Source organism: Spirosoma fluviale (assembly GCF_900230225.1).
In the GTDB taxonomy this organism is placed as follows: domain Bacteria; phylum Bacteroidota; class Bacteroidia; order Cytophagales; family Spirosomataceae; genus Spirosoma; species Spirosoma fluviale.
The window spans coordinates 656,661-668,737 of record NZ_OCNH01000001.1 but is presented as its reverse complement, the minus strand read 5'-3'; the positions used below and the strand labels follow the sequence as shown (position 1 = coordinate 668,737).

6 protein-coding genes are annotated in these 12,077 nt (G+C 52.0%); all 6 read right to left on the bottom strand.

Going from position 1 to position 12,077, the window contains the following annotated elements; translation table 11 throughout:
• Positions 1-303: 303 nt before the first annotated feature.
• The 6 genes from CRO74_RS02810 to CRO74_RS02785 all read right to left on the bottom strand — a co-directional run bounded on the left by CRO74_RS02810 (position 304) and on the right by CRO74_RS02785 (position 12,075).
• A complete protein-coding gene (locus CRO74_RS02810) occupies positions 304-2,493 on the bottom strand; it encodes a c-type cytochrome domain-containing protein (RefSeq protein WP_097124467.1) in 2,190 nt (729 codons plus the stop codon).
• Between the two features lie 115 nt (positions 2,494-2,608).
• Positions 2,609-4,063 (bottom strand): DUF1501 domain-containing protein, encoded by a 1,455-nt coding sequence (locus CRO74_RS02805; RefSeq protein WP_097124466.1) that lies wholly within the window; start codon positions 4,061-4,063, stop codon positions 2,609-2,611.
• A gap of 5 nt (positions 4,064-4,068) precedes the next feature.
• The gene (locus CRO74_RS02800; protein ID WP_097124465.1) at positions 4,069-6,399 is read right to left on the bottom strand and encodes a PSD1 and planctomycete cytochrome C domain-containing protein; all 2,331 of its coding nucleotides are present in this window, start codon (positions 6,397-6,399) and stop codon (positions 4,069-4,071) included.
• Positions 6,400-6,580: 181 nt separating this feature from the next.
• Positions 6,581-8,017 (bottom strand): DUF1501 domain-containing protein, encoded by a 1,437-nt coding sequence (locus CRO74_RS02795; RefSeq protein WP_097124464.1) that lies wholly within the window; start codon positions 8,015-8,017, stop codon positions 6,581-6,583.
• A gap of 171 nt (positions 8,018-8,188) precedes the next feature.
• Positions 8,189-10,546 carry a DUF1549 domain-containing protein gene (locus CRO74_RS02790; RefSeq protein ID WP_179830107.1) on the bottom strand — a complete coding sequence of 786 codons (2,358 nt, stop codon included), beginning with the start codon at positions 10,544-10,546 and terminating at the stop codon, positions 8,189-8,191.
• Positions 10,547-10,578: 32 nt separating this feature from the next.
• A complete protein-coding gene (locus tag CRO74_RS02785) occupies positions 10,579-12,075 on the bottom strand; it encodes a RagB/SusD family nutrient uptake outer membrane protein (RefSeq protein WP_097124463.1) in 1,497 nt (498 codons plus the stop codon).
• Positions 12,076-12,077: the final 2 nt, after the last annotated feature.

The window sequence follows — 12,077 nt, the reverse complement described above, 5'->3', positions numbered from 1 at the left end:
CGAAAAAAGTCAATCGAATAGTCAAATATTGATATTTAACTCTCTCATACTTTCCTATACCTACCCATAGAGGAGCGGAATCTTAATAAATTATAGTTTTGTAAACGAATGGATCGAATGTATCTAACTGATAATCAACAACACGCTATAAAGTTAATTTTCATATATATCAATAAATTCTTATATAGTTTATTCGGCATTAAGGTAACCACCGGCAAACCCATCTGAAACTTCACTAACCTATTGGTTATAAATGAAGATTCAGTGCGTTCGCCGAATAACTAAAAGGCATTCAAAAAGAAATCAGTTGATGAAGACTTCATCTACCAGCAACAGGGCGGTGTTTCCCTTATTCGGATGCCAGGCAGGGATTTGCTTGAGCGGATACGCTACAATTTTGAGGTACGAAATGGTTTGTGGAGGAAATGTACAGGTAATGGCTTTCAGCTCGTGGGGGCTTTTTTGAGCAGGAAGCTCAGGTCTGAGCGTTCCTAGTCGTTTCATCTGTGTTCGGCTGGGGCCACCCCACACTTCAACCAGGCCGGGCGGAAAAATACTGGTTTCCTCCTCGATCATAATCCGCAGGGCAACCGAACTCACACTGACCGGCTTCTTAAATTCGGATACCAGTGCCATTTCATTCTTTCTGAACCCTGCCCAGTTGTTGGCCCAGGCCGGACTGTTCGCGTTGAACGTACCCAGCTTGCTATCGAAAAAGGTATGTGCCCCCTCGGCCTGATGAACCGGGTTGAGCGGTAGCAATAAGTTCACGCTATCCGGTAAGTAGGAGCCCTTGTAAAAACTAAACGTAGCCACATCGCTGCTAAACCAACCCTGCTTATAAGCTTTTGCCTTGATAATGGCCGGTTTATCCAAAACCGTCTTACCAGTAAACAGGGGTGAATGAATGCTATCGGGCTCGCTGCCGTCGGTAGTAAACCGGAGTTGAACGTCCCGAATCGGGTGTTTCAGTTGCAGGGCCAGCGTCTTGTTAAAGATGGTGGAGTTATTTTTGATCTGTGGCGGATTAAGTTTGATTGGCTCACTGGCGGCACCGTCGAACCCGCCGATAAACTGGATGTTTTTATGCTCTTTCTGCAATTGTGTGATCTGAGCGGTTGTGAGTGTCGTATTCCAGACAGCCAGGGATTTAAGGGATTTAAACGAACCGATCTGCTTTTGCAGGTCAGCAAACGTAACCTTCGTTCCGGCTAGTGACAGTGTCTTTAAGTGGTTCAGTGACGCTAGCTCAGCCAGTCCTTTTCCCGTGATGTCCGTAAAATTCAAGTCCAGTTTCTGAAGGTTTTCAAACTGCCGAATTTGCTTTAGGGTCGCATCAGTAACGGGCATTTTATTCAGGTTCAGGTAAACGATCTGCTCTTTTACCGCACTCAGTTCGTCGATTTTTTCCGGTTTGTAAGCGGCCCGATTGTATAGATTAACAGCCAGCGCGGGCGACTCTTTTGCCAGCGGGGCAACGGTTCGGTAATCGTCGTTCAGCTTCTTGACGGTCTCGGCATCGGCAGCGTCAAACTCAAACGTTTCAACCGCCTGAACCGGTTTGAACAACGCCGATGCGATGAAGCGCAGCGAGTCGGTGGGGGGCAAATCGACAACCCTCTTCTGAAAGTCGGCGCGGCCTTTTACCCACAACGCCAGCAGGGTCATTTCCTGGGGTGTAAGCTGGCTCTTTCCCAGCGGGGGCATATGTTTCTTTTCGTCGGAGGGCAAATGAATTCGCTGTAACAGCAAACTAACGGCTGGCTGACCGGCTACCAATAACTTACCGCTTTTTCCACCCTTCTGAATCGTCTCTATGCTAGTCAGGTTCAGTTCCCCTTTTAATTTGTCGGGGTTATGGCAGCTAACGCATTTTTGCTCGAAAATGGGTTGTATCACATCATTGAACACCAGGGCCTGATCGAGCGAAACGGGGGTTGGTTTCAGTTCGTTACTTATGGGTGCAAAGAGGAAATTATCACCATGGGTTAACGTAGCCCCATAATGCCCCGCCCCAATTAAACATACAATTGTGGTCAGTGCCCCAACTCTGGCGATTCGGGCAGTATACCAGGCTTTATTTCGAATCGTATAAACAAGTGCCGATGCGAAGAAAATCCCCACGCCCGACCATTTATGCCAGAACAACACCTGACCGGAATACCCATCTTCCTGCGCTAAAAACAAGCCCATGATAACCGTAAGGCCAGCCAGCAAGGTGCCAACGAGCAGTAAATTAGCCAGAAAGTCTCGGTAAAAGGCTGAAGCGTCAGCTTGATTTTCAGCGGATTTAGTTCGAAAACGAAACGCTTCCATGAGCATCGCCAGCAACAGAATGACGATGGGAAAATGAAGAAACAGCGGGTGCATACGCCCAACGGGCTGCAACCAGAGAGGCACAACAATACGATCGCTAAAAAGCAGGATGAACAGAATGAAGATGGCCAGAACAAATACCCCTTGTTCTGCGAACTTGACCAGCCGTTTATTCATATTTAATAGGATTGTATACCAGACAGCTTCTGGCTGTTTGGTATAAAAATTCAAGTGAATGGTGTAAGTCTATTAGCGGTCAATAAACAGCTGGAAGCTGTTTGGTACAACAAGCTTACGCGAGAATATCGTGGATCACTTTCCCGGATACATCCGTTAGCCGGTACCGCCGACCCTGGTGTTTGAAGATCAGTTTCTCGTGATTGAGTCCCAGTTGATTTAGTATCGTGGCCTGAAAATCATGCACGTGAACGGGGTCTTTGATGATGTTGTAGCCCACATCATCCGTTTCACCATACACCATTCCCGGCTTAATGCCTCCACCCGCCATCCAGATGGTGAAGCAGCGCGGATGGTGGTCGCGACCGTAGTTTTCCTTGGTAAGTTTACCCTGGGTGTAACTCGTCCGCCCAAATTCACCGCCCCAGATCACCAGCGTTTCATCCAGCAAACCCCGCTGTTTGAGGTCGGTGACCAGAGCCGCCGACGCCTGATCGACATCCTTTGCCTGTTTGGCTATTTCGAACGGTAAGTTGCCATGCTGATCCCACCCCTGGTGGTACAACTGAACGAAGCGCACACCATTTTCGGATAGTTTTCGCGCTAGCAGGCAGTTGGCGGCAAACGTACCAGGCACCAGACAGTCAGGGCCGTAGAGCTTGATGATATCATCCGGCTCTTTCGACAAATCCATAACCTCCGGCACGGCGGTCTGCATCCGATACGCCATTTCATACTGTTTTACTTTGGCGGCTATCTCCGGATCGCCAAACTCCTGGTACGACAGGTCGTTGAGTTGGGCGAGATTATCGAGCATGTCACGCCGGTCCTGTCGGCTCATGCCTTCGGGATCGCGCAGGTACAGCACCGGGTCTTCGCCCTTGCTGAACTGAACCCCCTGATGCACGGAATCCAGAAATCCGTTCGACCATAATTTCGAGTAAACGCCCTGCCCGTTGCCTATACCACGCGAGAGCAGCACCGTGAAATTGGGCAGGTTTTTATTTTCATTTCCCAGGCCGTAGCTCAGCCAGGAGCCCATACTTGGCCGGTTGCCCTGCTGCGACCCCGTCTGCAAAAACGTCAGGGCCGGGTCGTGGTTGATGGCCTCCGTGAACATCGACTTCACGATACACAGGTCGTCCACAATTTTGGCGGTGTACGGAAACAGGTCACTAACCCAGGCCCGCGACTGACCATATTGCTTGAAATCGACGAATGAACCCACCATCGGGAACTCCTTCTGGTTGGCCGTCATGCCCGTCAGCCGTTGCGTACCCCGAACGGAAGGCGGCAACTCCTGCCCCATCATTTCCCGCAGCTTTGGTTTGTAGTCAAACAATTCCTGCTGGGAAGGCGCTCCGTTCTGAAACAGATAGATGACCCGTTTGGCTTTTGGGGCGAAATGCGGGATGCCCACCGTCAGGCCGTCTTCATCCATACCATTTCCACTGAAGAGGTCAGGAATCAACAACGAACCCAACGCAGCACTGCCCAGCCCTAAGCTAAGTCTGGACAGAAAGCGACGCCGGTTAAAATGCAGGCCGTGTTCGAGAATTTCTTTTTCCATGACGATCAGGACTTTGTGATGGTTTCTTCGAGATTATAAATGGTTGTGACGACCCGCATCAGGGCGGCAAGTTTTAGCTTGTCGATCGTGGCCGGAATGGGGTACTCGCCCACGGCCAGCGACTTCTCAGCGCTTGCTCTGGTCGACTTTTTCAGTTCTTTATCGTAGTAGGCACTCAGGATAGATACTTCCTTTTCGCTCGGTTTCCGGCCAACGATCAAGCGAAACGCTTTTTCGATCCGGGCATTCATATCGGCACGCTCCTGCAACAACCGGGCGGCCAGCACCCGCGACGCTTCCAGCACGGTTGGGTCGTTCATCATGACCAGCGCCTGGAGGGGCGTGTTGGTTTTCAATCGTTTTACCTCGCAGAGGTCGCGGTTGCTGGCGTCGAAAATAGCCATCGACGGGGGCGGAACCGTGCGCTTGATCAGCGTATACATACCCCGTCGGTACAGGTTTGGCCCATGGTCCTGGGTGTACATCGACAGCAGACCCCGCCCCGATGTTGCTCCTTCCCACAAACCGGCAGGTTGATAGGGTTTCACGCTGGGCCCACCAATGGTGGGATTCAATAACCCGCTGCTGCTCAGCACCAGGTCTTTTACAAATTCAGCCTGAATACGGTAACGCGGCCCTCTGGCCATTAACCGATTGTCCGGGTCGGCAGCCAGTTTTTCGGGCGTAATCACCGCAGATTGGCGATAGGTAGCCGAGGTCACCATCTGTTTCACCAGTCGTTTAATGTCCCAGTTATGCTCCATAAAATCGACCGCCAGCCAGTCGAGTAGTTCGGGATGGGAAGGCAGTTCGCCCTGCATCCCGAAATCACCGGATGTGCGGACGATACCTTTTCCGAAGAACTCCTGCCACAGCAGGTTGACATACACGCGGGCCGTCAGAGGGTTTTTCTTATCGAAGAGCCATTTGGCCAGCCCGAGCCGGTTTTTTGGATAGCTGGGATTAAAAGGCAGAATAGCGTTGGGCGTTCCGGGCTGTACTTCGTCGCCGGGGGCGTCGTACACGCCCCGCTTGAGAATGAATGTTTTCCGGGTCGTGTCCAGATCGCCCATCACCGACACGATCAGGCGGTTGGTATCCCGTTTATTGACGAAGGATAGGATACTTTTTACGTCCTCATTACTGATTTCCATCAGTGGTTTCTTGGCGTAGGTATCCGGGCCGCCAATAACGGATTCGATACCAACCTCTTTTACGTTATTGAAAAACGCGAAAAGCTGGTAGTATTCTTTGTGCGAGAATGGGTCGTATTTATGGTCGTGGCAATGGGCGCATTCGATGGTTACGCCCAGTAAACCCTTGCCAAACAAATCATTCCGGTCAGTGACGTACATGGTTCGATACTCTTCAGGAATAACGCCCCCTTCCTCAGTAATTTTGTGATTTCGGTTGAAGGCCGTTGCCAGAAGCTGCTCTTTGGTCGAGTTGGGCATCAGATCGCCCGCCAGTTGCCAGCTCACGAAATCGTTGTAATGCATGTTTTTGTTAAAGGCGTGGATGACCCAGTCCCGCCAGGGCCACTGCGTCCGGTAACCGTCGTCCTGGTACCCATGCGAATCGGCATAACGGGCCAGATCGAGCCAGTGCAGCGCCATTTTCTCCCCGTAAGCGGGGTTCTTCAATAGCTGGTCGACGGCCTTTTCGTACGCATTGGCGCTCTTGTCGGCCAGGAAACTATCCATCAACGCGAGTGTAGGCGGTAAGCCCACTAAATCCAGGCTCAGCCGTTTAAGCAGCCGCTCTTTGTCGGCTTCTTCGTTTGGCGTTACACCCTGCTGTTCCTGTTTTTGCAGAATGAAGTAATCAATCTCATTCTTCGGCCAGTCGGCCAGTTTCACGGTGGGCACTACCGGTTTTTTCGGCGAAACGAACGACCAGTGTTTTTCATAAGCCGCCCCCTGCTGAATCCATTTCTCGATCAGCTTTATTTCGCGGGCCGTCAGCTTCAGGTTCGACGAAGGTGGGGGCATCATGATCGACGTGTCGGCCGAGGTAATTCGCCGAACCACTTCCGACACCTCCGGCTTCCCCGGCACCAACGCATGCGCCGACGGATGCTCTTTCAAGGCAGCATACGCACTTTCGGCCATATCGAGCCGCAGACCAGCCTCCCGCTTGTTGGCATCCGGCCCGTGGCAGGCCAGACACTTATCGGAAAGGATAGGCCTGATATCGAAGTTATAGCTGATCGTTTCCGGCAAATTATCCGACCTGCCCTGGTCGATTACCCGACTGGAGGAGCTGGTCGAACAGGATTGCAGATACACCACAATGCCGGCAATCAGACCAATGATATAGAAAGCACTTTTATGCATACCGCACCTTTGTTTAATTCAGGATAGTCCAGGATAGCGCGAACGTCAACGTTCGTGCTGATTATTCTCCGGCCTCTAGCCGAAATAAAATACTCGCTAACCGGCCAGAGGCCGGGGAATAGTAAGCACGAACGTTAACGTTCGCACTATCCGTGACATTCATGCTGTCAGGCGAAAATCGTCATGCTAGCAAGTCCATAACGGCCTTGCCCTTCCCATCGGGCGTTGAGTAAAAAGGTCGTTTTTCCACTTCATAATGCGTATCCGGAGCAATACCCAGCGCATGGTAAATGGTCTGGTGAATGCCTTCGATATGGATCGGATTCTCAATGGTTTTGCACGGGCGTTCGTCGGCGGTTTTGCCGTACACGAACCCTTTTTTGATCCCTCCGCCAAACATCAGAATGGAACAACCATCGGTAAAGTGACGGTGCATACCGTAGAACTTAAGGTCGGACAGGATTTCCGGCTGTCGAACCTGTTCCTGTACTTTAGCATCCGGCCGCCCTTCTACCATCATATCCCGGCTGAACTCGCTGGCCAGAATAATCATCGTGCGGTCGAGTTGACCGGTTTTGTCCAAATCTTTGATAAGCTGTGCAATCGGCCCGTCGATCTGCTTTTTCATATCTTCCAGGCGGGTATGTCCATTTTCGTGGGTATCCCATCCCTTAAACGGCTCGTACTCGGTCGTGACGCTGATAAAGCGGGCACCTTGCTCGGTAAGCCGACGGGCCAGCAAACAACCCAGCCCGAACTTGCCGGTATTGTAAATGTCGTAACTCGCTTTGGGTTCTTTGCTCAGATCGAACGCTTTGGCTTCGGGTGAGTTCAGCAGCATATACGCCTGTTCCATCGAGCGTTTGAGGGACTCTTTCTGGTAATCACTCCCAAACTCGCCCATCGGCCCGCCACTAATCAGATCGTTATACAATTGGTTCCGGCGTTCAAATCGTTTGGCGTCCATGCCCACCGGCGGCCGAACACTCTCCAGCCCCTGACTTGGGTCCGGAATAAAGAACGGGCCGAATTCATTTCCCAGAAAACCAGCGGTATGAAACGCCTTAAGCTCTTCGGCCTCACCCACAGTGAACCGCTGACCAATATCGACAAAGGCAGGAATGACCGGGTTTTTCGGGCCCAGTTCCTTGGCAATCCAGGAGCCAAGATGCGGAGCCGCAACGGTTTGGGGCGGCTCGTAAGAGGTATGCCAATGGTACTGGTGGCGGGAATGCAGGATATGCCCCATATCCGCAGCCACGTACGACCGAATCAAGGTTCCCTTGTCCATCACCTTCCCAATGGACTGTAGCCCATCGGAAAAATGGATGCCATCCAGCACAGTTGGTACTGATTTGAACGTACTCAACACCCGGTTGCCTTCCATCCCTTTCTCGAAAGGGGTGTACCGCTTGGGATCGAACGTTTCTGTATGCGCCATGCCGCCCGCCATCCAGAGCAGGATGACCGTATCGGCGGTGCCGGTTGTTTCACCCGGCTTGCGCGTCCGACTGCAACCCGATAACAGGCTCGACATGGGCGCTCCCGCTGCCAGAGCGGCCATGGTTGCGGCACTGGTTTTTTGTAGAAATTCCCGTCTATTCCAGCTAGTATTCATGTCCTTGTATTCGTCAAAGAACCTGATGTGCTAGTTGTACATCAGATAGTTATAAGACACTTTACGTTATTTTTTACTATAACATCGGTGGTTTTCAGACGCTCATTGGTGGTGCCAGGTCCTTACACTTGACACCACCAATGAGAGTCTGAAAACCCTGTAAAAAACTCGTCAATAAATCAACTGAAATTCAGGATGCAGGCTGATGGCCCATACCAAATCCTGAATCCCTTCTGTGCTGGGGCTTTTGCCCACGATCTTTTGCGCAACCGCCATTTCATTGGGTTTGGGCTCCCGACCCAGCGCTTTCCAGTACAGGTTTCGCACTAGTACATCAGACGTTGGGTACGTGGCTTTCCATTGCTGGGCTCCCCGCTTCAGGGCATCGTTAAACTTCTCCCCGTTCGTCAGCTCCAGGGCCTGCAACAGATTCGCCTGCGACGACCGGCTGGTGCTGACCGTTTCGCGATTGGGCCGTCCAAGGGCCGTCAGGAAGGGGTCATTTTTAACCAGAGACGCCCTCGGAAACGGCATTTCTTTCTTGAGTTGCTGCGGAAACTGCTTCTCCACAATAGACGTATCGGCATAAACCGGGCTAAACGCCAGGCTGACGGCATCGGCAAACTGTTCGGCGGTTAGTCGACGGCGTACCATACCCTGGAAAACAAAAGTCGGCGCGGTAATCATGTCCGCTTCTTTAAGCCCAACCGAAGGGAGCTGGTACGTTTTCGAGGTCAGAATGGTGTACATCAGTTTCTTGATGTCATAGCCATTCGTAACAAAATCCGACGCCAGCCAGTCCAGCAAATCCTGGCTCCAGGGGTCGTTGTCCATCACATCGACCGGCTCGATAATTCCCCGGCCCATCACCTGCGCCCAAATCCGGTTGACCACCGTACGATATAGTCGCCCATCTTTAGGCTGCACCAGAAAATCGGCCAGTTCCTTAAGCCGTTGGTCGGTGGTGGCTCTGCCATTGATGGTACCTAATTTTTCGAAGATGATGCGCGTATCGGCTTTTTTGCCCGTCGGCTTGTCACAGCGGTTGATCTCCAGCGTTGTATCGGCAAACACGTTGGCGAAGGCGTAGGCATCGGCCAGTTTCCAGTCGCTGATGAAGCTGTCGTGACACGACGCACACTTGAGATTAAGCCCAAGCAGCACCTGCGACACGTTTTGGGCGGCCTGCATTTCGGTGCGCTGGCTCGAATTGATGGTCCCTCGCCACTTGATGCCCTTGATAAACCCGGCCGATTCTTTGGTGGGACTTACCAACTCCCGCACAAACTGGTTGTACGGCTTATTGGTCTTCAGGGAGTTATAAAGCCAGCTGGTAATATCAAATCGACCGCCGGTAATATAACCCGTACCGGTATAGTCGTTTCGAAGGGCATCGTTCCAGAAGGTTAGCCAATGCTGCGCGTAGTCGGTATTTCGGTTCAGCAGTTCTTTGACGAGAAGATCCCGTTTATCGGGTCGTTGATCCGTAACGAACGTCTTGATCTGTTCGGGCGAAGGCAGCAAACCTACCACATCCAGGTAAACCCGGCGAATGTAAGTTCGGTCGTCCACGCTGTTCTTCCAGGTCAGTTTGTGCTGCTGAAAATAGACGTTCACAAACTTGTCGATGGGGTTGGTAATACCGGCTGGCGCATCGGGCAGTTCGGGTAGGCGAGGTTCCAGAGCCGCCACCCGGTAAATGCTTTTCTCGGGGCCGCTAGGCCAGGGCGCACCTTGCTTAATCCAGTATTCGAGAAGTGCAACGTCGTGTTCAGACAGTCGCTTGCCCTTGGTTGGCATAGCCTCCTTATGCCCGGCGGGAAGTTTGATGCGCCGGATAATTTCGCTATCCTCAGGATGGCCAGCCACCAGAATTACGCCATCCTCGCCCCCCTTCATGACCAGATCTTTCTTATCCAGCCGCAGACCGCCTTTGGTTTTGGTAGCACTGTGACAACTATAGCAGTTGTGGGCCAGAATAGAGCGAACCTCCAGATTTAACTCGCCAATCTGCTTGTCGTTCAGGGGTTGATTGACCGTAGCGAAGGCAAACTGCGTTTGACTTTCCGCGGGTGAACTTCCTCCTTTATCGAACGGCAACACACTACTCAGGTAGTCATCACCGTGGGTCACCATGGCCCCGTAATGGCCTGCCAGACTGACGCCCAGCACGGTGGTAGCCAACAACCCCCGGTACAGACTGGTCCGGCCCGAGCGCAGAGCGAACACAGTCAACAGGGCGAGGGTCATCGTTGCCAGACCCGACCATTGGTGAATGGTTACCGTGTCACCGCCGTAGTCGTCCTGATTGACCAAAAGCAGTCCCAGCCCGGCGGCAACCACCGAGCTGATCGTGCCGATCCAGACCATTGCGCGAATACCCGCCTGCAACTCGGTCGATTTTCGAAACCAGCCAACGGCTTCGAGTACGAGCGCAATGCACAATAAACTCACTGGAAAATGGACCATCAGCGGGTGCAGACGGCCCAAAAACTGCCAAAGCCAAAATGTTTCAGTTAATACAGACATTACGTTGCAGTAATGGGTTAAGAAAAAATAGTTTACTGATAACCCGCATTTTGGGTCAGCTTACTGTTAATCAGAATTTGAGGTGCGGGAACGGGGAAGAAATATTCAAAGTCACTATAGACATAGTCCAATGCATTAAACGCAATACCGGCCCGATCTACTGTTGGCTTTGCTTTCTCTCTGGCCCCGTGGGCATTCATAAAGCTGGCCAGCTCGGCGGGTGTCATGGTCCGTTTCAGATCAAACCAGCGGTGGTTCTCAAAAGCCAGCTCCACGCGTCTTTCTTTCAGCACGGCCGCTTTAAAGGCCGCTTTATCGAGACCTTCCAACGGCTTGAGGCCGGCCCGCGTACGAACCTGATTGACATATCCGAATGCTTCGGCCGTTGGTCCCGACTGCTCGTTGATCGCTTCGGCCAGCATGAGCAACACATCGGCGTACCGAAGTACCGGCCAGTTGTTATCCGTCCGCCCGGTGATGGTGTGCGGGTACGTGAATTTTGTTACATACGGGATAGGAACGACCGTACCGTTCAGCGTATAGCTGGTTTTCAGCGAAGCATCCTTCCGCAGATCGCCGGGTTCGTAGGCAGCTATCATATCGCTGGTCGGAATATTCCGTCCACCCGGCGTGGTATTGGCAAAGCCGGTCACAGCCCCTGCCGACAGCCGGGGAGCGAACACGTAAGCAAACGTACTCCATTCGCCAAGGTCATTCCCCCCCTGATACTGAATTTCGAACAACGATTCGGGACCGTTTTTTCTGGCCGGGTTGAAATTATCCGAGTACACGGCATTCAGCGTATAACCTGTTACCTGTTTCAGCGTCGTTACCGCATCGCCGTATTTCTTTTGCGTCAGATACACTTTACCCAGCAAGCCCAAAGCAGCCCCTTTGGTAACCCGACCCAGTTGAGATGCGGGAAAGGTGGCTGGCAGTAAAGGAACAGCCTCTTTCAGGTCCTTCTCGATCTGCGCCCACACATCGGCCTGTGGCGATCGAACCAGTTCAAAGGCTTTGTCGGGCTTATCCAGCGTCGACGTAACCAGTACGACATCTCCGAAATACTGGACCAGATGAAAGTAGAAATAGGCTCTCAGGAATTTCAACTGCCCTTCAATGGGCGCTTTGACGGCGGCATCGAGCGAGCTGGCAGCTAGCTTTTCCAGAGTATAATTGGTGTTATACAGCGCGGAGTAATACAAGTTCCAGACGTTGGCGATTTCGCCATTCCCCTGGTTAACGGTCGAGAATTCAAAAGCTTCCCAGCCAGCTGCTCCTCCACGATCAAGCGGGTTAAAATCGAGGGTAGTATTGTCGGACGGAAATTCCTGAAAGATGTAGGCCGCATTGGTAATACCCTGTAACTGGCCATATACGCCGTTTAGGGCCTGTAAAAACTGCGTTTCATTTTTATAGAATAAGTCGGTACCAATACGGGTCGGGTCGGTAGTGACCAGCAAATCATCACTGCACGAAAACTGGCCCAGGCAAAGAAGAAGGGTTCCGATAAGAAGTTTATTTTTCATGT